Genomic DNA, 21,736 nt, shown 5'->3' with positions numbered 1-21,736 from the left:
GTACTGATTGGTACGAGGCTTTGTGTTTTTCTATCCCATTAGTAGACCTCGATGGTCGCTCCTTCTCTAACATCGTCCCTCGTGAGCGGCACATCCCCCTGCAGCATGATGCAGCCAGGACGCTCCGCTTCAGCGCCGCCCTTGAAGGAAAGCGTGCAGTGCCCCATCTCCTTGAGTGTATCAAGCGCCTCGTCACCGATCGCGGTAATTGTGAATGCTTTTTCGCAAACAACCATCGTATCGCCAACGATGGGATCCGCGTTGTAGTTCGCCGGCGTATGGAGCACGGAGAACGATGCCAGCTCCGCCGGAGCATTGTCGTTGAAGATAATGATAAAGTTGGTCTCCGGGTTCTCGAGAAAGAGAAGTGCCTCATCGCCCCAGCTTGTGATTTCACAATAGTATTTCATGCTGCATTCTCCTGCCGTATCGTATGAATCTCTCAACCGCGCGTCTTGCCGCCCGCAACATTGTAGGTGACGCCATGGATGTAGGAGGCACGCTCAGAGGCGAGGTAGACAACGAGGTCGGCGACCTCAGCAAGTTTGCCGCTGCGCCCGAGCGGTGTGGTCTTCGTACTCGCATATCCCTTGCGCAGTTCGTCGACGCTGATGCCGCGCGTGTAGGCAAGCGCCTCTTCGTAAGCAAGGGTGCGAAGCCCCGTCGCCTCGAGAATGCCGGGGGCGACACCGACGACACGCACACCATATTTGCCGAACTCCTTTGCCCATGAGCGCGTAAAGGAGTTGACGGCGTTCTTTGTCGCGGCGTAGATGCTCTGCCCCTCGGACCCCTCGATGCCGCTCTCGGAGCTCATGTTGATGAGCACACCGTGCCCCTGCGCGACAAGCTCGCGTCCGACCGCCTGCGCGCAGAGGTAGACGCCCTTCAGGTTGACCGCCGTGACCTTCTCGAATACGCTGTCATCCAGCTCGTATTTCCCGTGCGGATCGTTCGGATCGACGAGGAGGCGCGGGATGTTGATGCCGGCATTGTTGACGAGGATGTCGATGCTGCCGAACTGCTTCTTCGCCTTCTCCACCATTGCCTCGACGCTCGCACGCTTCGTCACGTCAGTGACGACGTAGAGCATCTTGCTGCGCGTTTCCTCAAATGCGGGAGGCTCGGGATTCATATCGCAGACGACGACATTCGCGCCCTGTTCCAAAAAGGCCTCCACGACCGCCTTGCCGATCCCCGACGCACCGCCGGTAACGATTGCGGTCTTTCCTTCGAGATGTAACCAGCTCATGATCTATTCTCCTTCTGCACGATTGTTCAACTCTCGTAAAGTCCTGCGCTTGCAATCCACGCAATGATAACGGCAAGCGGTCCCGTCATGAAACGGGAGTAAAGCACGGCAGGCACACCGATCTCGACAGTCTTTGCATCCGCCTCGGCAAGTCCGAGCCCGACGGGGATGAAGTCGCAGGCGCACTGCACGTTGATCGCAAAGACGGCAGGGAGTGCGAGGTTCGGCGGGATGTGTCCGAGACCGATCTCAACGCCGATGAGGACGCCGACAACCTGCGCGATGACCGCCCCAGGCCCAAGGAACGGGGAAAGGAGCGGGAAGGAGCAGATCAGTGCGAGGATGACGAGCCCGATCGGAGACGCCGCGAGCGGCGAGACGAAATGCGCGACGAAGTCTCCGAAGCCCGAGCCGAGGATGACGCCGATGAGCATGGAGACGAATGCCATGAACGGCAGAATCGTCGTGATGAGTGTATTGATGGACTCACGCCCTGCCTGATAGAACGTGGCGACGATGCCGCCCATCATCTGACCGACCTTTGCCATGAGACTGCCGGACTGCTCCGTGATCTTCTTCGAGGTGTCGTATTTCGGCGCAGCCTCCTCTGCCGGCGCTGCGGCTGCAGGTGCTGCGGCAGGAGCAGCAGTACCGTCGCTGAATGCGATATTTGCCGGCTTGACACCCGAGACGTAGATATCGGGCTTGATGTACTGCGCGAGAGGACCCGAGGGCCCCGTCTGTTTGATGTTCACGGTGAAAATGTGCTTCTGCGGATAGATGCCGCAGCGCAGCGTGCCGCCGCAGTCGATGACCGCCGCAAGGATCTCGTCCTCGGGCACGCTGGTCTTGAATCCGTCCACGACCTCCGCGCCCGTCATTTCCCCGAGGCGTACAGCGACATCCGAGATCACGCCGCCCGTAATGTTGACAATCTTGTTCCGCTTTTCATTCGGCGTGAGAGTCAGCGGGCCGCCAAAGCCGCCCGAACCCGCCGATACGACGACACTTTTATATTCGCTCATGATCGATTCTCCTCTCCGATGGTATTAGCTTTTGAGCACTGCCGGTTCTTTGCTGAGCTGCACACCCTGCTGACGCTGGACGTACGCCGTCGTGAAGTCCGTAAGCCAGCCGCGCAGGAAGTTGACGATGAGTCCGACGAGCAGATAGCGCAGCGCGAGGTCGGTGTACGGCAGCCCGAGAGTCGTGATGCCGTTCGCAACGCCGAGGAAAACGAACATCTCGCCCGGGTTGACATGCGGGAACATGCCGTTCATTGTATGGCATGCGGACGAGGTCGCCGCGTAGTACGAGGGCTTGTAGTACTCGGGCAAAAATTTGCCGAGGGAGAGTGCCATCGGGTTGCAGAGGAAAAAGACGCCGATGAACGGGAGGACGACGTAGCGCGAGATGGGATTACCTGCGCAGAGGTGGGCGAATTTCTCGACACGCTCGTTGCCGACGAAGAGCACGATCGCATTCATCGCGACGAGCAGACAGACGAGCGTCGGGATAATGCCCGTGACCCAGCCGATAAGGGTTTCGCCGCCCTTGTTGAACATGCCGATGAAGCCTTCGGCAAAGAGAATCAAGGTATCCATGATATGTCTCCTTTCATATGGAAACGGTCATTGTTTAGGCGTGACTGGCAAGGGTCTCCCCCTGCTCTTGGTAGATGATATACTCCTCACGCGCGCCGAGCACGGCGCGGCGCGTCTGACGATCATATGCGGCGACATCTGCTTCCGCGAGATCGAGCAGATTCCGTCCATTGAAGTCATCGAAGGGACGGAACCCCGCGAATACGGTGACCCCCTTCATGATCTCACCGCGCACAATATTGCACGCAGGGTCGATGACGAAGAGAACAATTGCACCTGCAGCGAAACGTCCCTTCGCCTTACCGATGGCGACACGTCCCTCGCGGCGCATCTCCTTCACATGTGCTGCAAAACGTCGGAACTGCAGGATACTCAAAACAAGTTGGATCACCCACATGAGTACAGCAATCAAAGCAAGCCAGAGCATAGTGATCGTTCCTTTCAATACAGCTCATTCGTTCAGCAGAATCTTCGCAGTCTCCTCATCCGTGATGAGGACGTTGATGTAATGTCCGCGCAGCGCACCGAGGATTGCGGGCACCTTCTCGCGCGATGCCGCCATGCCGATGCTGTATGGCAGTGCACGGAGGCGCTCGAGCTCGACAGCGATGATGCGGTCGTGGAACTCGGTGGTGACGGGACGCCCTTGGATGTCGTAGAACATAGAGCAGATCTCGCCGACCACACGCTCCCGCAGCAGGCTCTCAATCGCCTCTCTGCCGAAACTGCCCATCCAGACGAGGTTCGAGGATTTCACGGGCGCACCGATGCCGACAATGCCGATGTCCAGCCGTTCCCAGAACTGCATGATTTGCTCGAAGTTCACATCCTGTCGGATCGCCGCTGCAATCTCCGCCGTACGCGCAATCGCGGGGGCGTAGATGTAATGGCTGCGCCCACCGAATGCGTTTGCCAGCTCATAGCAGAGCGTATTCACATGGAGTTCGCTGTCGACGCTCTCAGGGCCGCCATCAAGCGGAACAAAGTCCGCATTGACCGGGTGCAGTCGCTCCGCCGCCGCATAGCGCGTCAACTCGCGAATGCTCGTCCCCCACGCGAGACCGATGTTCTGTCCGTCGGTCACGATGCGCCGCAGGAGACTCAGTCCCGCCTGTGCCATACGTCGCTTGACTTGTTCAAGGTCAATGCTGTGCGCGACGACGTATGCCTCGCGGAGACCGAAGCGGCGCTCGAGGGCGCTCTCAAGCTCCTCGTTGCTGTCCGTCTCGACCGTAATGCGGACAATGCCTGCCGCAAGCGCCCGCTTGAGATACTTGCTCACTGTCGTGCGATCGACACCAAGACGTGATGCGATTTCCCCCTGCTTCAAACCGTCACTGTAGTAGAGATTTGCCGCCTTGATAAGGATCCGTTTATCCACGGCCTGCATGCAATCTTCCTCCTCGGAGAACTCACTTTCACATATGTGACCATATAGCGCTATTGTCGTCCTGACAAATTGAATATAACCTGAATACAAAAATAAGACAAGAAAAAAGCTGTAAGTTTGGTGTTTCACAGCTTTTTTCATTGTTTTTGATTTTTATTGTCACATATGTGAAATAATCATCTCATATGTGACAACCTATGCGAATACTAAAATGCTTGGAAGCTTCCATGCAATACATATATCCCGCCATCATTCACAAAGATTCGAACGGACTTTGGGCAGAGTTCCCCGAACTACCCGGCCGCTAGGCCTCCGCCAACACGATGGACGAATTTCTGACAAATGCAGCAGAGGCACTTGCCTGTGCTCCCATAGAATCACTTTCGCGTGGAGACGACCTCCCGCTGCACATCCTATGCAGTCAGTCCACCCCCAGAGAAGAACTCGCCTATCCTACACTCATCCGCACGAATATCAACCTTGTAAAGGCAGCCGCTCCGTCGAGAAAACACTGACCATCCCCGCATGGCTGAATGGCCGCGCCCGTGCCGAGGGAATTAACTTCTCCAAGACACTGCATGATGCGCTGATTGAAAAAATTAGATAATGATGCCAATAGGAAAACGCCCCGCGGCAGTGCCGCGGGGATTTTTCGTTATATCTGAGTGAGTTACTTCAGTGCGTAGCCGTTGTTGTACATCTTATCCTGCTCTTTGCGTACCTGATAGAGCTGGGTGGAGGTGTCGAGCTCAACCATGTCGAGGGTGAGGAGGGTACCCTTCTTGACGTCGCACTTCATGCGCGTATTCTTGTTGACAAGCGCATAGACAACGTAGCCTTTCTCATAGGTCTCCTGCGCCGTTGCAATGGAGCCGTAGGTGGTGTAGCCGCCGATGCCGTCAATCGTTTCGCCCGCCTTCAGATCGCGCTTGGCAACGGCAATGCACTCGCTGACGGGACCGTCAAGCGGAATGATGGTCGGTTCGCCGTCGATGACGATCTTCGCGACAGTAAGGGGGGTCTCAAGGTTGCAGAGATGATAGGGACGATAGAGGGTCCAGAGAGGGCCGGGGCCCATGCTGTGATAGCCCATCTGATAGGCGATCTCTTCGTTCTGCGTTGTGACGGTGACGAAGACGCCGGGCGCAATGCCGTTGACGTACTCCACAACGCCGTGCCTGTCGAGAATGCCGCCGTCCTTCTTGAGTTTGAAGATCTCGTTGAGCTCCGCGCAGCGATCCTTCGGCGATGCCGAGGGGCCGTGACCGCCGACCACATCGGGCACCAATCCCGTCGCGTTCGACATTGCCGTCATCTCGACCATCGTCTTTGTGCCGTCCTTGAACGACGTGAGCATCCGCGGACTCATCTTGCGGCGCGTCGCCTCCTCGAGCACCGTGTCAGGGTTGCAGTCGTAGTCCAGCTTATTGTTCTTGCCCTTGCCCATGACCTTGACGTCCATGCCCATCGCGCGCGCGAAGGAATACAGCTCCATCACCGCGCCCGGCTCGTCGCCCGCAGAGCCTGTATAGATGACGCCGTTCTTGTCGCCGAGCTTCTTGAGGTAGCTTCCGATCACGACGTCCGTCTCCACGTCCATCATCACGACGTGCTTATGATTGTTCATCGCGTCGATCGCGATCTTCACGCCGACCTCCGGCACGCCCGTCACGTCGATCGCGACCTCCACGAGGTTCGCCTGCGAGATGAAATCCGAGTTCTCAGTCGCGACGTATTTCCCCTGCTCCATATAGCGGTTCGCCTCTTCGAGCGTCTTTGCGACCGCGATCTCATCGTCGCTGATGCCCGCATAATGGAACGCATTGATGACATTTTCAAACTTAATATCCGAGACAATCGCGGGCATAATCCCCTTCATGAGCGCCATCTGCGTAACCATCCCGCGCCCCATCTGCCCCGCGCCGACAATACCTGCACGGATGATTTTGCCCTCTTCCTCGCGCTTGGCGAGTTTCTTGTCCATATTCAGCATCGAGAAACTCCTTTCGCCCGCCTATCGGCAGTACTTTCTAGTGATTCTTCTGCATTAAAGTATATCATTCCTAGTATATCTTTACAAGACAATAACTGCATTTGCACCGACACTGCACATAAAAACGGGACTGCCGCACCATACCGTGCACAGCCCCGTTATATCGTCGGTTGGATGATTATTTACCCGTGCCGAACCATTTCTGATAAATCTTGTCGTACTCACCGTTATCGTGCAGCTTTTTGAGTGCCGCATCGATTTCCTTCTGCAGCTCGGTATTGTCCTTCGAAATCGCAATGCCGTACTCCTCTGCCGAAAGCATATCGGAAAGCGACTTCACTCCGACCGCCTGCGTCTGATTGATGTAGTAATCGTTGACCGGACGGTCGTTTACGACGGCATCCACACCGCGTGCCTTGAGTTCCATGAAGCAGTCCGCCGGTGTATTCAGCTCGAGGACGGTAATCCCCTCCTGCTCCTTGAGCATGTTGGCGCTCGTCGTGCCGATCTGCGCGGCGACCTTGTGTCCCTTGAGGTCATTGAACGACTTGATCGCCTCTTCGTCCGAACGCACGACCATCGTGAGACCAGACTGGTAATACGGCGCGGAGAAGTTGACCTTTTCCTTACGCTCATCATTGATCGTCATACCGCTGATGATGACGTCGATATTCTTTGCCTGAAGGGCGGGAATAAGTCCGTCAAAGCCGATATTCTGTATCTCCGCCTCGCGTCCCATCTCCTTTGCAATGGCACGGATGAGATCCATGTCAAATCCCTGATATTCCTTCTGTCCCTCATCCTGGAACTCGAAGGGAGCAAAGTCGATGGTCGCACCGACGCGGAGCGTCTTTGCCTCCTGTTTCGCCTGATCGCCGGATCCGCCGCAGCCGACCACGGCAAGGCTCAAAAGTGCGCCGGTAAAGATCATTGCTAATTTTTTCAGTTTCATTGGGAAACCTCCTCATGTGGATAAAAACGAAAGAGGGACGCTGCAAAACGCTTGCAGCAATCCCTCTCCCCAAAGGAAACGCTGAGTCCCCTTATAAACGCTTAGAAACGTGCAGGCCGCTTCGCAGTAAAGCAGTCACGGCAGTACACCGGACGATCCGTCTTCGGCTCGAAAGGCACTTCCGTATCCTTTCCGCACTCTGCGCAGACGACATGGAACATCTGACGCTCGCTGCTGTGACTCTCATCACGGCTGCGGCGGCGCTTGTCGCGACAGTCGCGGCAGCGTGCCGGCTCGTTCTCGAACCCCTTCTCCGCATAGAACTCCTGCTCCCCTGACGTGAATACGAAATTATTTCCGCACTCTTTGCATACGAGGGTTTTGTCTTCAAAAGCCATTCTTCCACAATCTCCCTTTGAATAGATATTATTTTGACGCTCCATCCGCCGAACTAGAGAGCGTTCATTGAGATGCGGTACGACAGAAGGACTGAACAAATAAGCAGTCTTTCACTCGTTCGCCGAACGACTAACAGGTCAAGAGGAAAGGATTTCAACGCTCTGTATTATACAGAGTTTTTTCATAGAGTGCAAGCACTTTTTATTGAATTTATCAAAATAGGACTTCCTGCCGCTCCAGCCAGCTTTCCTGCCGGGCGTCGTGTACCCGATCGTCCGGCTCCGCATCGCCGAGGAGAAACGGGGATGCGGGGTCATGCGTATGGATATTCCGTTGCATCCGCCCGGCGTGACTTGTCGCGTAACAATAGCGGCAGAGGTGCGGACAGCTGTCATAAGCGCCGATGTCCGCGCCAAGATAACAGTCGCATTCCGTTCGCTGCCGCACATACTGCGGGAACCGGAGCCGCGCGCCGAGCGCACGCTCGTAGATGCGCGCCGTCATGCATCCGCCGCAGTCCGCGCCGAGGGCGGCGAGTTCCCTTCCCCCGCCGCACCGATAGACGGTCATGCCATGGGCGCGTGCAGTTTCTATGATGCAGGCGCCGATCTCCATGCGCTCCTCCGGGAGGACGGCACGTATGCCCGGGAAGTTCCGCAGTGTCTTTGCATAACGCGTGATAAAGCTGATGACGACGCTCTCCGTCGTTCCCGCAAGTGTCTCCGCCATCTCTTTGAACGCACGGCGATGAAAGTCCAATGTATAATGACCATGGAGAAAGATGGGATCGTAACGCCAAACAATCCGATGCGTGCCGACAATCGCAGAGAGGCGGCGAAAGGATGCCGTGACCTCCCGCCACTGCGGCACATGAGGCTCCACGTCGCGCCCATAGGGCGTGATCGTCACATGCCAGAGCTGCCCAAAGTCCCGGAGCAGTTCCATATGCGGGATCATCGGCGCAGGATTTTTCGTACAGAATCCGATCAGGTCGACGACGGCAGGGTCAAGGCGATAGCGTGTAACCTGCGCCCGATCAAAGGGATTGCGCACACAGACCGATCCCGCACGCAGACGATTGCAGAGCCATGGCGTATAGAATGCGGGGATGTCCGTGCGCATCCCTGTGTGGATGATCATCAGCGTTCCCCCTTTTTCTAGATATTTCTCTTAATATCATAACATAAGCCGACGAAAAGAAAATCCATCGGATAGAACCCTATTGGATGAAACATGCAGCGCTTTGCAGGACAGCATATTCATCATCTGCAGGGATAAAGCATCTTATCTTTGCGCAAGCTCTTGATGAAAGCGGCATTCGTACTGTTGCCGCTTCTGTGGGTAAAAAAAGAACCGCCGCACACGCGTAAAACGCAGTACGGCAGTCCGAGCTGATGTATTGATTACGCGGACAGTTCCGCGCGCTCCCCCTGCGGCGGCACGCGGCGCAAAATCACCAGCATGACAACGCCGAGTGCGGCGGATCCCGCGGCGACACCGAGCCATCCGTTCTGCGTCATGCCGTCGACGACGTAGCCGATGAGCGAGCAGAGCGAGACGGTGAGCACATACGGGATCTGCGTACTCACATGGTCGAGGTGATGACACTGCGCGCCCGCAGACGCGAGGATGGTCGTATCCGAGATGGGCGAAGCGTGATCGCCGCCGACCGCCCCCGAGAGCACCGCCGCGACGCAGACGACGAGCATGGCGGAGCTCTCGATGTCGCCGAGCACGGCGATCGCGATGGGGATGAGGATGCCGAACGTCCCCCACGACGTCCCGGTTGCGAACGAGAGTCCGAGCGCGACGAGGAAGAAGATGGGCGGCAGGAACATGATGATGGAGGCGTGCGCACTCACGAGTCCGCCGACGAATCCGCCGAGGTTCAGATATTTATCACTGCACACGCCCGAAAGCGTCCATGCGAGGCAGAGGATGAAGATCGCCGGCACCATCGCCTTAAAGCCTTTGCTGAAGCTCTTGCAGAACTCCGTGAAGGGGAGCACGCGGCGCGGCAGGTAGAGGAGTCCGGTAAAGGCGAACGCGAGGAACGAGCCGAAGACGAGCGATTTCGACGAGTTGCAGTCGGCGAACGCCTGCGCGACGCTCTTGCCCTCGTGGATACCGCCCGTGTAGAGCATCCCGTAGATACACGCGCCGATGAGGACGGCGAGCGGCAGGAGGAGGTCGATCATCTTGCCCTTGCCCGCTTCCTCGTCGCGCGCGCCCGCACTTTCACGGTACTCGGCGGGGATGAAGAACTCCTTTTGGTTCTCGCGCACGGAGCGTCCCATCGCGCCGTAGTCGCGTCCCGTCCAGATGATGAATACCATGAACGTGAGCGTGAGGAGTGCGTAAAGGTTGAACGGTATCGTCTGCAAAAAGAGGGAGAATCCGTCGATGCCGCTGTTCTCCGGAAGCGAGGAGCCGACTGCCGCCGCCCAACTCGAGACGGGCGCGATGATGCAGACGGGCGCCGCCGTGGCATCGATGATGTACGCGAGCTTTGTACGCGCGATCTTGAGTTTATCCGTTACGGGACGCATGACCGTACCGACGGTGAGACAGTTGAAATAGTCGTCGATGAAGATGACGACGCCGAGCAATGCTGTCAGCATCAGTGCGCTGCGCTCGCCCTTAATCGTGCGCGCCGCCCATTCGCCATACGCACGTGTCGCGCCCGAGCGCGTGATCGCGGCGACGAGGATGCCGAGGATCGCGAGGAACACGAGGATGTTCACGTTCGCGCCGACCTTCTCCTCCATCACTGAGAACATGACGAGGACTGCCTCGAGGACGTTAAAGTTCGTAAAGAGCATCGCTCCGGAGAAAATCCCGATGATGAGCGACATATAAACTTCCTTCGTCCACAGCGCAAGCGCGATCGTAATGACCGGAGGAAGTACGGACCATGCGGATTCCGCCATTGTTTAACCCACTTTCCGAGCGCACGGACGGCGCTCTGCATTTTTCAATCGGAGTTTATTTTATAACAAACGAAGATGCGAATCAAGATACATATTTTGCGAGTTCCTCCGCCCATAACAAAAGCTCCTCGAAGAAGTCTCTCCAAGGAGCGCTCGCGTTCAAAGGGAGAAGTTCTCGCCCATGGCTATGCCAAACGCTTATATCGGGCGGGGGGTATGCGCGGCGCGGCGGACGTTTCTTCCAGCGTTGCCAGTCGCGACTGCATCAGCTCCTCTATCGTGCGGTATGCCGTATGCATACATGCTTGAAATTCGTTATGGGGATCAGACGCGAGCATCTTCGCGGCGTCATCTTTATAAAATTTTACATCCTCCATAATCTCCGTCATCATATCCGCGAGCATATCACGCGTCACATCATCACGCAGTCTCATTTGAGTCCCCTCCTTTTCATCTCTTCTTGTGCGTTTGCAATTTGCCGCCGGAAATTAGCGATTTCCATTTCCCAATGACGAACAATCCCTGACCGATACTGTTCGCTCCTCAGGTGATAATCTGTCACATAATCTTCCGGATGGGCTATTTTATTCCTGTGCTTTTCGATTTGCTCTAAATTATGGCGAATGGAGGAACGAAGTCCCTTATCACCGTATTTTGTATAATCTATAGCAAATAGTTGTAAATCCATGAAAGCCCCTCACCTCGTACGGATGCGTTCAAAGGGAGAAGTTCTCGCCCAGGTAGAATTTCCGTGCGACAGGGCTGTCGGCGATGGTTTGGCTGTCCCCCTCTAGGAGGAGTTTGCCCTCGCTGAGGAGGTAGACGCGATCGACGATGTGCAGCGTCTCGCGGACGTTGTGGTCGGTAATAAGAATTCCCATGCCGCGCTGGCGCAGATACTCGATGATCTCCTGGATGTCGGCGACGGCGAGCGGATCGACGCCCGCGAACGGCTCGTCGAGCAGGATGAACTGCGGCTCGAGCGCGAGACAGCGCGCGATCTCGACGCGCCGACGCTCGCCGCCCGAGAGTTCCGTGCCGCGCCGGTCGCGCACATGTCCGATGTGGAACTCCTCAAGCAGTCCGTCGAGGCGATGCTTCTGCTCCGCCTTGGAGAGCTTCGTCGTCTCAAGGATCGCGGCGATGTTCTCCGTGACGGTGAGCTTGCGAAAGATGGACGGCTCCTGCGTGAGGTAGCTGATGCCGAGCGCGGCGCGCCGGTACATGGGATAATCCGTGATGCAGATGTCTGAGAGATAGACGTCGCCGTGCGTGGGCTGCTCAAGCCCCACGATCATATAGAACGTCGTCGTCTTGCCCGCGCCGTTGGGTCCCAGGAGCCCGACGATCTCCCCTTTGTCCACGCGAACGGAGATGCGGTCGACGACCGTGCGGCTGCCGAATTTCTTGACGAGGTTTCGGGATTCGAGATGCAAGATGCCGCCCTCCCTACTCCGTCACCGGCGTGCCGTCGTCCGCGAGATAGACGGTCATATGATTGCTGCGCGCGATATTGTTCGCCTGCATGACCCACGCGCTGCCATCAAGGACGACGTAGGGCTTTTCCGCCTTGCCGTAGTAATCCATACGGTCGCCGCCCCCCTCCATATCGCGCGGGGGGCTCACAAGATGCGCGTTCCCCGTGCCGATATAATGCTCTTCTTTGAGCCATCCCTCAATGTGGTCTGCGGAAAAGGTGCCGTCCGCGCTTGTAATCGTTCCGCCCGACGCCGCAAGAATGCGATCGTTTTGACCGGGGTAATAATCGGCCTGCGGGCCTGTAAAGGTACGATCCGCCTTGACCATCCGTACGCTGCCGATCGCCTGCCAGTGCTCCTGCCCTGCGGCAAAGAGACGGTCGCAGGAGAGCTGCATATCGTCGCGCACGGCATGGACGCCGCCCTCGACCGTCCCCTCCTGCGTTTTGATATTATAGGTGGCACGCTGCCCCTCGATATGCCCCGTCCCCTGCTCCATACGCACGTTGTTTTCCGCCGTGACAAGTCCCGTCTGCGTGTTATAACTGAGGGAATCCGCCGTGAGCGATGTCGGCTCGTTCGAGCCCGCCGCAGATGCCATCGCGGAGAATGCGCCCGCCGCCAACAGCAGCAAAATGCCGTGATAGAGTTTCTTCTTCGTCATTTCGACGCCCCCTTTTCTATCCGCGCGTTTCCTTCGATACGAAACTGCCGGAATTCATCCATGCTCATGATGCGGTCGCCTGTCGCGCGCAGATCATCGCGCTCTACCTGTGCATCACCCGTCGCGGTAAGAGTCCCTTCTGTTGAGGTCCATTTGAGTTCATTTGCCATGAGGCTCGCACCGTCGCTCGTTGCAGCGTTCACACTGCCCGTGAGCACAACATCCCGTGTCTCGTGATCCATGTGCCCCTCATCCGCGTGCAGTGTGAGTGTCCGCCCGTCCTCGCTGTAGAAGGCGCCCTCTATCCCCTGCATACTCGTATCCTGTGTATCAATGTCAACAGTCATCTGCTGCGCGGTGAGCGTCCATACTGTACGCCCGTCGCGTTCCTCGCTGAGCGTATTATTCTCGTAGGACATGATGCGCGGCGCATCGGAGACCTCTGATGAGGTTGGCGGCTGCGGTGCGGTCGATATTGCCCACACGATAAGGAGGATCAGGAATGCCGCAGCACCGCCGTAGAGATATTTCTTCTGCACCGTTACGTCCCCTCCTCCTGTGCGACCGACATGTGATGCTTGCCCGTGCGCTGCTGTTCCGGCGCGGTGTTCCATCGGTGCTGGAACCAAATCCACTGGGTCGGATTCTCACGGATGATGCGCTCGACGACAGCGGTCATCTCCACTGTAAATTCATACAGGTCACGGTCGCTGTCCCCCGTGTTCGGGCAGCGCATGATCTCACCGATGACAACCCGATGCTTGCCGTTTGGCTGGCGGAGGATAAAGGCAGGCAGCACAGGTGATTTGAACTTGCGTGAGAATACCGCGGGACCGAGCGGTGTGGACGCCGTGCGCCCAAGGAACTCAATGAATGCGCCGCCGGGACCGCCGTCCTGATCGGCGAGGAAGCCGAGGATGCGCCCGCCCTTGAGGGCACGCGCCGCCGCAAGCAGTTCGCTCGTGCCGCGCGAGAAGATCTCAACGTGAATGGTCGCGCGCAAGTCGTCAAGCACGCGCGTGTACTGGATGTTCGGCTGCGGTTTTGCAATCGCGCTGACAGGCATTCCATTGAGCGTGAACGCTGCCGAGAGCCATTCCCAGCATCCGATATGCCCCGTGAGTACGACGACGCCGCGTCCTTCTGCAAGAGCCTCCTCCATACGTTCCATATGGTCAATCTCAATATAGTCGCCGAGGTTTTTCTCATTGAGCATCGGCATGGCAAGGATGTCGAGAACGTTGCGCGCCATATTGATGAACGAAGCGCGCACGAGCCGCTTTGCCTCCGCTTCGTCGATGCCGAGCGCGGGCATCATCTGCGCAACGGCGCGGCGACGCATCTTTGCGATGATGAGGTAGTAGAGATTGCCGAGTACCCACCCGACCGCGAGCAGGAGGGGGCGCGGCGTACGGCACGCGATATAGCTGAGCAGCATTAAAGTATTATACAGCACGGCGCACCGCACCTCCTTCTTACCATGATCTAAAGCGCACATCAGCCGATCAAGGGCACGCCTATCTTGATGCTTCTGCGCATGATGTTATCATACACCGCCGGGACAGATGTCTCACTGTGCAATTTCATCCTCGTTCTGTAAAAAAACTGTCAACACATCATTCCAAAGCCCCTGAGACTTCAGGATGATCTCGTAGATTTCGCGCACCGCACCGCGTCCGCCCGGAGCGGCGGCAATGATTTGTGCGGCATCGCGCACCTCGGGGACAGCGTCGCCCACGGTGCACGGCAACCCGACGCGGCGCAGGATCGGCAGATCGACAATATCGTCGCCGATATAGGCGATCTCCTCATCCAACAGCCCCGTCCGCTCCTTGATGTCCGCATAGGCGGTGCGTTTATCGAGACTTCCTTGATAAACGCGGTCGATATGCAGCTCCTGTGCACGGTTCGCAACGATGGAGGAGGCACGTCCCGTGATGACGGCAGTATTGATGCCCACCTTCCGTGCAAGCGAGATGATCAGCCCGTCACGCACGAAAAACGGCTTATAGAGTTCGCTCCCATCCGGGGCGACGTAGATGCTCCCGTCCGTGAGCACGCCGTCCACATCGAGAATGACGAGCTTGATTTTTTTCGCCCGCCCAACGGCATCTTCTCGTATCGGCATCAGACGACCCCCTGCCTGAGGAGATCCGTCAAATGGACGATACCGACGGGTACGCCCGCCGCATCAACGACGGGCAGGACGGTGACGGGGCGCGGCTTATGCGCCTCCATCACATGCAGAGCAGCCGCCGCCATCTTGTCCGGTGCAATCGTGAGCGGCGTGGCGAACATAATGTTCTGCACCTCTTCGTCGAGGAAGGTGTAGTCCTTCGCAAGGGCGCGGCGGATGATGCCGTCCGTGACGAGTCCGATGAATTTGCCGTCGGCATCGACGACGGACGCCGCACCGAGTCCCTTGTCCGTCATGACAAAGAGGGCGTCCTTCACGCTCGTATGATAGGAGACAACCGGGTTCTCGTCGCCCGTATGCATGACGTTCGACACGGTGAGGAGGAGTCTGCGCCCGAGCGCACCGCCCGGATGAAACAGTGCATAGTCCTCCTTCTTAAAGTCGCGCGCCGCCATGAGCGCCATCGCGATGGCATCTCCCATCGCGAGCGTCGCGGTCGTCGAGCTCGTCGGCGCGAGCCCGAGGGGACACGCCTCGCGCTCCACGCCGATGTCGATGTAAAAATCCGCACTGCGCCCGAGCTGGGACTGCCGCCGCCCGCACATAGCGATGATGCGCGCGCCGATGCGGTGAATGATGGAGAGGATATTGACAACCTCGTTCGACTCGCCGCTGTTGGAGATGGCAATCACGATGTCGTCCGTCGTTACCATGCCGAGATCGCCGTGAAATGCCTCGGCGGGATGCATGAAGAACGCAGGCGTCCCCGTACTCGCGAGCGTCGCCGCGATCTTGCGTCCGACGTGGCCGGATTTGCCCATGCCCGTCACGACGACGCGCGCCTTGCAGTCCAAAATGGCGCGTACTGCCGCCTCGAACTCGTCGTCGATGCGCTCTTTGAGCCGCGCGACCGCCCGAGCCTCAAGATCAAGCGTTTCGACGGCTTTTTCCTGTATCATGCTCGTATGCAAAGACATAGAATCCCCCGCTCAGACTAGTTTTTTACGCACGACTTCATAGATGGCAAGCGCGTCCTTCAGCAGATCCTCGAGCTTGTCGAGGTAGACCATGTTCGCCCCGTCCGAAAGGGCTTCGGGCGGGTTGTCATGCACCTCGAGGAAGAGCCCGTCGACGCCCGCGCCGACCGCGGCACGCACAAGGTACTCCACGAACTCGCGCTGTCCCGACGAGCTCGTCCCCGCGCCGCCCGGCAGCTGTACGCTGTGCGTCCCGTCAAAGATGACGGGATAGCCGAAGCTGCGCATGATGGGGAACGAACGCATATCGACGACGAGGTTGTTGTATCCAAAGCTCGCCCCGCGCTCCGTGAGGAGAATCTTCTCGCTGCCGCTCTCATGGATTTTGTCGACGACGTTGCGCATATCGTTCGGCGAGAGGAACTGCCCCTTTTTCACGTTGACGATCGCGTTCGTCTGTGCCGCCGCATGGAGCAGATCGGTCTGGCGCGAGAGGAACGCCGGGATCTGGAGGATGTCGACGACCTCCGCGGCAGGGCGCGCCTGATGCGTCTCGTGGATGTCCGTAACGACAGGGACGCCGAGTTCCTTTTTGATGGTCTTGAGGAGCTTTAGTCCTTCGATCAGCCCGGGGCCGCGGAAACTATGGAACGCGGAGCGGTTCGCCTTGTCAAAGGACGCCTTGAACACATAAGGGATGCCGAGACGATCGGTGATCTCCTTGATGCCGCGCCCGATCATGAGCGATCGGTCAAGTCCTTCGAGGACACACGGACCCGCGAGCAGGACGAGCGGCTCACCGCCGCCGATCTCAAAATTCGCCAGCTTCACTTTGTTCATCTTCATGGCTCCTTTCAGTGTGCATCTTGCCTGTTAACCGGTAGAACGGTATGTATGTCCTATTATAAAGAACTCTCCCGCCGCGGTCAATCGGCAGCATTTTTTCGATACACTTCATTGACCGCGATGAGGTCTTCCTCGGTGTCGACGCCGATGAATACGGCGTTCGTCTCGATGACGCGGATGCGGTATCCGTTCTCGATGGCGCGGAGCTGCTCGAGGGACTCTGAGAGTTCGAGCGGCGTCTGCACCATCCGCGCATAGGTGAGCAGGAAGTCGCGGCGATAGGCGTAGATGCCGATGTGCTTGTAGACCTTTGCCCCCGGAACGCGCGCATACGGGATGCGGGCGCGGGAAAAATACAGGGCATTTCCGCTTTTGTCCGTAATCACCTTGACGTTGTTCGGGTTCTCCTGCTCCGCACCGTCCGTGATTTCGGTTTTCGCGGTCGCCATCGTCAGGGTCTCGTCCGCGAGGAACGGCTCGACGAGCGCGTCGATGACGGACGGCTCGATGAGCGGCTCGTCTCCCTGCACGTTGATGATGAGGTCATAGTCCGTCATCCGTGCCGCCACTTCGGCGAGTCGATCCGTCCCCGTCGCATGGTCGGCGCGCGTCATGGCGGCACGCCCGCCGTGCGCCTCCACCGCCGCGCGAATGCGTTCGTCGTCGGTGGCGACAACGACGTCCTGCACGAGCCTCGCCCGCAGAGCACGCTCATAGACGCGGACGATCATCGGCTTGCCCGCAATATCGCGCAGGGGCTTTCCCGGCAGACGCGTCGACGCGTAGCGCGCGGGGATGATGCAGAGAACCTTCACGATGCTTCACCTGATTTCATAAAAGAATGCAGATTTACGACGGCATGTCGCCGCCGCGCAGTTTTTCCGCGAGCTGCCGTTTGAGCTCTTGGAAAAACTCTTCGCGCCCCTTTTGGAGCGTGACCTCGACGGAGATCACATACATGGGGATGCGCCACTTCGCGCGTACGACATCGCCCGGCACCTTCACCGCGTCTTTTTCCGTGATGACGATTGCCTCGACGCCAAGCGTCTCCGCACGGTAGAGCACCTCCGCCATGTCGCGCTCGCCGTAGTCGTGATGATCCGGATAGCGCATACTCTCGACCATCTCGATGCCAAGGTCGGCGAGCGTCTGTTCAAAGGAGGCGGGGTTTCCGATCGCGGAGACGGCAAGCACTTTCTTGCCTTCCATCTCGGTCACGGGCACGCCGCCCGCGGCGATATCCTCATACCAGTCCGAGAGCCGTACAAATTGGCGCGGCTGATGGATGCTCTCAAGAATAAGCCCGTCCTGATTGTAGCTGCGGAACGTCTCCCAAATGTGCGCGATGGCTCCCGGCGCCGCCTGATCCACCTTCGTCATGAGACAGACGTCCGCGCGGTCAATGTGCGAGAGCGGTTCGCGCAGCGTTCCGCGCGGCAGCAGGTAGCCGTTGCCAAAAACGTTGACGGCATCGACGAGCAGGATGTCCATATCGCGCGCGAGCTGCCAATGCTGATAGCCGTCGTCGAGGATGGCAACCTCCGCGCCGAAATGCTCGATGGCGTAGCGCCCCGTCACGGCGCGCTGCGCACCGATGAGCACGGGGACGTTCGGCAGATGCTTTGCAAGCATGAACGCCTCGTCCCCCGCCGTCTCCGCGTCCATCTTCAGCGTATGTCCGTCGGAAACGATGCCGACCTCGCCGCGCCATTTGGCACGGTAGCCGCGGTTGAGAATCGCGACACGATAGCCCATATCGGAGATCTCACGCGCGAGATGCTGCGCGGTCGGCGTTTTGCCCGTGCCGCCGACGGTGACGTTGCCGAGGCTGATGACGTAGCAGCCGAGCCGCTCCTTCTTTGCCCATCCCCAACGGTACATGGTCAGCTTGAGATTGACCAGCTGCTCGTAGATGAGCGAGAACACATAGAACACGCCCATGATGAGCCTGCGCGAAATGCCGCGCACCTCTTTATCATGCACGAGATCGATGAAGTACGTCTGAAAGTTCGCGACCTTTTGCGTCGCGCGGACGCGATGCCCGACAATCCGCTCCTGCGCACGAATGGAGCGGCGCGATTCATAGGTTTCAAGCATCTCGACAAGAATGCGTGCAGATTTCTCCGACGCGCCTTTGTTCTCGTTGATGATGGCAAGGGTCTCCGCCTCGAGCCGCGCACGCTCCGCAGCGTCGCCAAAGAGACGCAGCGTTTCGCGCGTCAGCTCCTCGCCGCTGGCAACGGTGACGACGGCATTGCGGTTGCGGAACAGTGCATGAATGTCCTTGAAATTGAACATCTGATTGCCGACGATGATCGCCTTGCCGTGCGCCGCGGGTTCCAGGATATTGTGCCCGCCGTGCGGGATGAGACTGCCGCCGATGTAGATGACATCGCCGAGTCCATAGACGCGCCCGAGCTCGCCCACCGTGTCGAGGATAACGATGTCCTCGCCGCGCGCGGCGTCTCCTTTTTGCAGCTCCTTGCGCGTCGTGACGGTAAAGCCCGCCTTGCGGCAAAGGTGCTCCACCTCAAGTGTGCGCAGCACCTCACGCGGCGCAATGATCAGGCGCACGCCCGGGTCTTTCTCGCGCACTGCCTTGAATGCGGCGAGGACAAGCTCCTCCTCCCCGCGGTGCGTAGAACCTGCGATCATGATCCGGCTTGCGCCCGAGAGTCCGAGTTCCTCGATGAGTGCGGCACGCTCCTCCGCGCTGACGCTCGTATACGCCTGATCGAATTTTGTATTGCCCGTCACCGTGACCAGCTCGCGCGGCGCACCGAGACGCATGATATAGTCGGCGTCGATGGAGGACTGCATGGCAAAGCATTTCACCGTGCCGATCATCTCGCGCAGCATTCCAAAGAGGTATTTGTACTGCTTGACACTGCGGTCGCTGATGCGCCCGTTGACCATCATGACGGGTACGTCGAGCTGCTTCGCTTTTTTGAGGAAATTCGGCCAAAGCTCCGTCTCAACGGGCAGGAACACGCGCGGCCGGATGCGCCCCACGACGCGTGAGGCGAGGAAGGGCAGGTCGAGCGGGAAGTAGATGATGGCGTCCGCATCCTTGATGATGCGGTGCGCCATCTCGTAACCGCCCGTCGTGACGACCGAGACGAGGATGGGACTGTCCGGGAAGACCTTGCGGAACTCGCGGACGAGCGGGCTTGTCGCAACGATCTCACCGACGGATGCGGCGTGCACCCAAATCGCGTTTTTCCCCGCGACCTTTTCGATGGTCTCCTGCGGGTAGAATCCAAAGCTCTGCTTGATGCGCTCGATAAAACCGCGCTCGCGTGTCGCACGCAGCACGAAAATCGGTATGATGATGGTGACAATGAGGATCGCCGCTAGATTGTAGAGGAATCTCATACGTCGCCCCCTTGAAACTGAATGTCATAGAGATGCCGATAGAGCCCGCCCTTTGCAAGCAGTTCCTCATGCGTCCCCTGCTCCACGATATGCCCCGCGTCGATGACATAGATGCGGTCGGCGTTGAATATGGTGGAAAGGCGGTGTGCGATAACAAAGCTCGTCCGCCCGACCATGAGACGGTCGAGCGCCGCCTGCACGATCTTCTCGCTCTCCGTGTCGAGCGCAGACGTCGCCTCATCGAGGATGAGGATGCGCGGGTCTTTGAGAATCGCGCGCGCGATCGCGATGCGCTGGCGCTGACCGCCCGAAATGCTCACGCCGCGTTCGCCGATCTCGGTATCGTAGCCGTGCTCCAGCTCCATAATGAAATTGTGCGCGTTCGCCGCGCGCGCCGCCTCCTCGATCTCCGCGTCCGTCGCATCGAGGCGTCCGTAGCGGATGTTCTCGCGAATCGTCGTCGAAAAGAGCATCGTCTCCTGCGGCACAAGCCCAATCTGCCCGCGCAGAGACGCGAGCGTTACATCGCGGATGTTATGCCCGTCAATGCGGATCGTGCCGCTGTCCACCTCGTAAAACCGGGGAATGAGGTTTGCGATCGTCGATTTGCCCGCGCCCGAAGGACCGACAAAGGCGACCATTTCTCCCGGGGCGGCATCGAGCGTCACGCCGCTGAGCGCCGCGTGCCCCTCCTTGTAAGAAAACGTAACGTTCTCGAAGCGGACATGCCCCTCCACGGGCGGCAGGGGCTGCGCCCCCGGTTGATCCGTGATCGACTCTTTAAGATCCACAACGGAAAAGACGCGATCCACCGCAGCCATCGCCTTTTGGAGGTTGCCGTAGATGCGCGAGAGACGCTTTACGGGATTTGCAAGGTTCACTGCATAGGTAAGGAACGCGACGAACGCGCCCGCAGTGATGTCACCGTTGACAACCTCATAGCCGCCGAACCACACGATGAACGTCACGGCGATCGCCGCGAGAAACTCGACCGTTGGGGTCAGCATGCTCGTCTGCTGGACGTTCTTCATCACGGCGTCAAAGTTGCGGTTGTTGCAGTTGACGAAGCGATCGATTTCATAGTCCTCGCGCACGAACGACTTGACCACGCGCGTTGCGGCAAAGCTCTCCTGCAGGAGCGCCGTGATTTCCGCGAGCCGTGCCTGAATAACGCCGCTTGACTTCTTAATCTTCCGCCCGAAGATCTTCATCGCCTGCCCGACCATCGGAATAACAACAAGCGTTAAGAGAGAGAGCTTCCAATCGAGATAGAACATGAGAACGAGCGATCCGACAAGGATACACCCCTCGGTCACCATATCGATGAGATTGTCCACGAGCGCCGCCTGTATCGCGGCAACGTCATTCGTGACATAGCTCATGATCTCGCCCGTCTGGTGGCGATCGTAGTACGCAAGCGGCATCCGCTGGAACTTGCGGAACATGACCTCGCGCACATCGATGATGACCTTCTGCCCGATGTAGGAGACAAGATAAGACTGCCCGAAGTAAAAAATCCCGCGCAGGAAGAAAATCACAACGATGCCCACGCAGATCGCGTTGAGCAGCGCCATATTCTTATCCGCGAGGACATCGTCGATCATGTCCTTGATGATCCACGGGACATATAGATTCGCCGACGAGGCAAGGATAATGCACAAGACGGCGAGTGCAAATTTCTTTGCATACGGCTGCATGTAGGCAAGCAGTCTCTTGTAATTCTTCATAGCTCTCCCGGT

General features: G+C 58.2%; 24 protein-coding genes. 1 reads left to right on the top strand and 23 read right to left on the bottom strand.

Going from position 1 to position 21,736, the window contains the following annotated elements; genetic code table 11:
- Nucleotides 1–38: 38 nt before the first annotated feature.
- From HMPREF9162_RS03805 to HMPREF9162_RS03760, 10 genes are all read right to left on the bottom strand, one after another.
- Entirely contained in the window at nt 39–410 is a 372-nt protein-coding gene (locus HMPREF9162_RS03805; RefSeq protein WP_009657247.1) for a PTS glucitol/sorbitol transporter subunit IIA, read from the bottom strand.
- 32 nt (nt 411–442) lie between these two features.
- The gene (locus tag HMPREF9162_RS03800) at nt 443–1,252 is read right to left on the bottom strand and encodes an SDR family oxidoreductase (protein WP_009657377.1); all 810 of its coding nucleotides are present in this window, start codon (nt 1,250–1,252) and stop codon (nt 443–445) included.
- A 26-nt stretch (nt 1,253–1,278) separates the two neighbouring features.
- A complete protein-coding gene (locus HMPREF9162_RS03795; protein ID WP_009752767.1) occupies nt 1,279–2,277 on the bottom strand; it encodes a PTS glucitol/sorbitol transporter subunit IIB in 999 nt (332 codons plus the stop codon).
- A 24-nt stretch (nt 2,278–2,301) separates the two neighbouring features.
- Nucleotides 2,302–2,856 (bottom strand): PTS glucitol/sorbitol transporter subunit IIC, encoded by a 555-nt coding sequence (locus HMPREF9162_RS03790; protein WP_009438282.1) that lies wholly within the window; start codon nt 2,854–2,856, stop codon nt 2,302–2,304.
- 34 nt (nt 2,857–2,890) lie between these two features.
- A complete protein-coding gene (locus tag HMPREF9162_RS03785) occupies nt 2,891–3,283 on the bottom strand; it encodes a transcriptional regulator GutM (protein ID WP_009752617.1) in 393 nt (130 codons plus the stop codon).
- Between the two features lie 24 nt (nt 3,284–3,307).
- Nucleotides 3,308–4,246, bottom strand: a complete 939-nt coding sequence (locus tag HMPREF9162_RS03780) for a sugar-binding transcriptional regulator (RefSeq protein ID WP_009752699.1) — start codon at nt 4,244–4,246, stop codon at nt 3,308–3,310.
- A 670-nt stretch (nt 4,247–4,916) separates the two neighbouring features.
- The gene (locus tag HMPREF9162_RS03775; RefSeq protein WP_009752666.1) at nt 4,917–6,239 is read right to left on the bottom strand and encodes an NAD(P)H-dependent oxidoreductase; all 1,323 of its coding nucleotides are present in this window, start codon (nt 6,237–6,239) and stop codon (nt 4,917–4,919) included.
- Between the two features lie 178 nt (nt 6,240–6,417).
- Nucleotides 6,418–7,191: a basic amino acid ABC transporter substrate-binding protein gene (locus HMPREF9162_RS03770; protein WP_009438309.1), complete on the bottom strand. Its 774-nt coding sequence runs from the start codon at nt 7,189–7,191 to the stop codon at nt 6,418–6,420.
- Nucleotides 7,192–7,292: 101 nt separating this feature from the next.
- Nucleotides 7,293–7,589 (bottom strand): zinc-ribbon domain containing protein, encoded by a 297-nt coding sequence (locus HMPREF9162_RS03765; RefSeq protein ID WP_009349758.1) that lies wholly within the window; start codon nt 7,587–7,589, stop codon nt 7,293–7,295.
- Between the two features lie 214 nt (nt 7,590–7,803).
- The gene (locus HMPREF9162_RS03760) at nt 7,804–8,730 is read right to left on the bottom strand and encodes a DUF1848 domain-containing protein (protein WP_009752507.1); all 927 of its coding nucleotides are present in this window, start codon (nt 8,728–8,730) and stop codon (nt 7,804–7,806) included.
- Nucleotides 8,731–8,816: 86 nt separating this feature from the next.
- On the opposite strand from HMPREF9162_RS03760, the gene HMPREF9162_RS12590 reads away from it, so the two are divergent.
- Nucleotides 8,817–8,960 carry a hypothetical protein gene (locus HMPREF9162_RS12590; RefSeq protein WP_217490379.1) on the top strand — a complete coding sequence of 48 codons (144 nt, stop codon included), beginning with the start codon at nt 8,817–8,819 and terminating at the stop codon, nt 8,958–8,960.
- Between the two features lie 33 nt (nt 8,961–8,993).
- Here HMPREF9162_RS12590 and HMPREF9162_RS03755 read toward each other — a convergent pair whose 3' ends face one another.
- The 13 genes from HMPREF9162_RS03755 to msbA all read right to left on the bottom strand — a co-directional run bounded on the left by HMPREF9162_RS03755 (nt 8,994) and on the right by msbA (nt 21,724).
- A complete protein-coding gene (locus tag HMPREF9162_RS03755; RefSeq protein ID WP_009752720.1) occupies nt 8,994–10,520 on the bottom strand; it encodes a Na+/H+ antiporter NhaC family protein in 1,527 nt (508 codons plus the stop codon).
- Between the two features lie 185 nt (nt 10,521–10,705).
- Nucleotides 10,706–10,954, bottom strand: coding sequence for a hypothetical protein (locus tag HMPREF9162_RS03750; protein WP_009657429.1), 249 nt, complete (start codon nt 10,952–10,954; stop codon nt 10,706–10,708).
- Complete coding sequence (locus tag HMPREF9162_RS03745; protein WP_009438241.1) at nt 10,951–11,208, bottom strand: hypothetical protein; 258 nt, start codon at nt 11,206–11,208, stop codon at nt 10,951–10,953. The genes HMPREF9162_RS03750 and HMPREF9162_RS03745 overlap by 4 nt, the downstream gene beginning before the upstream one ends.
- Nucleotides 11,209–11,236: 28 nt before the next feature.
- Nucleotides 11,237–11,956, bottom strand: a complete 720-nt coding sequence (gene lptB, locus HMPREF9162_RS03740) for an LPS export ABC transporter ATP-binding protein (protein WP_009349752.1) — start codon at nt 11,954–11,956, stop codon at nt 11,237–11,239.
- A gap of 13 nt (nt 11,957–11,969) precedes the next feature.
- Entirely contained in the window at nt 11,970–12,662 is a 693-nt protein-coding gene (locus tag HMPREF9162_RS03735; RefSeq protein WP_009657285.1) for an LptA/OstA family protein, read from the bottom strand.
- Nucleotides 12,659–13,201: an LPS export ABC transporter periplasmic protein LptC gene (gene lptC, locus HMPREF9162_RS03730; protein WP_009657392.1), complete on the bottom strand. Its 543-nt coding sequence runs from the start codon at nt 13,199–13,201 to the stop codon at nt 12,659–12,661. Before lptC ends, HMPREF9162_RS03735 begins: the two co-directional genes overlap by 4 nt.
- Nucleotides 13,202–13,203: 2 nt before the next feature.
- A complete protein-coding gene (locus HMPREF9162_RS03725; protein WP_009438270.1) occupies nt 13,204–14,118 on the bottom strand; it encodes a lysophospholipid acyltransferase family protein in 915 nt (304 codons plus the stop codon).
- 114 nt (nt 14,119–14,232) lie between these two features.
- On the bottom strand, nt 14,233–14,790 hold the full coding sequence (locus tag HMPREF9162_RS03720) for an HAD family hydrolase (RefSeq protein WP_009752733.1): 558 nt from the start codon (nt 14,788–14,790) through the stop codon (nt 14,233–14,235).
- Nucleotides 14,790–15,776 carry an SIS domain-containing protein gene (locus tag HMPREF9162_RS03715; protein WP_009438263.1) on the bottom strand — a complete coding sequence of 329 codons (987 nt, stop codon included), beginning with the start codon at nt 15,774–15,776 and terminating at the stop codon, nt 14,790–14,792. The genes HMPREF9162_RS03720 and HMPREF9162_RS03715 overlap by 1 nt, the downstream gene beginning before the upstream one ends.
- A 12-nt stretch (nt 15,777–15,788) precedes the next feature.
- Entirely contained in the window at nt 15,789–16,616 is an 828-nt protein-coding gene (gene kdsA, locus HMPREF9162_RS03710) for a 3-deoxy-8-phosphooctulonate synthase (protein ID WP_009752541.1), read from the bottom strand.
- Nucleotides 16,617–16,702: 86 nt separating this feature from the next.
- Complete coding sequence (gene kdsB / locus HMPREF9162_RS03705) at nt 16,703–17,437, bottom strand: 3-deoxy-manno-octulosonate cytidylyltransferase (RefSeq protein WP_009752731.1); 735 nt, start codon at nt 17,435–17,437, stop codon at nt 16,703–16,705.
- 34 nt (nt 17,438–17,471) lie between these two features.
- Entirely contained in the window at nt 17,472–19,997 is a 2,526-nt protein-coding gene (lpxK, locus tag HMPREF9162_RS03700; RefSeq protein ID WP_009438232.1) for a tetraacyldisaccharide 4'-kinase, read from the bottom strand.
- The gene (msbA, locus tag HMPREF9162_RS03695) at nt 19,994–21,724 is read right to left on the bottom strand and encodes a lipid A export permease/ATP-binding protein MsbA (protein WP_009752520.1); all 1,731 of its coding nucleotides are present in this window, start codon (nt 21,722–21,724) and stop codon (nt 19,994–19,996) included. Before msbA ends, lpxK begins: the two co-directional genes overlap by 4 nt.
- Nucleotides 21,725–21,736: the final 12 nt, after the last annotated feature.

Origin of the sequence: Selenomonas sp. oral taxon 137 str. F0430, assembly GCF_000183625.1 — a bacterium.
Lineage (GTDB): Bacteria > Bacillota > Negativicutes > Selenomonadales > Selenomonadaceae > Centipeda > Centipeda artemidis.
The sequence above is the reverse complement of the archived record's forward strand: the minus strand, read 5'-3'. Positions and strand labels throughout refer to the sequence as shown.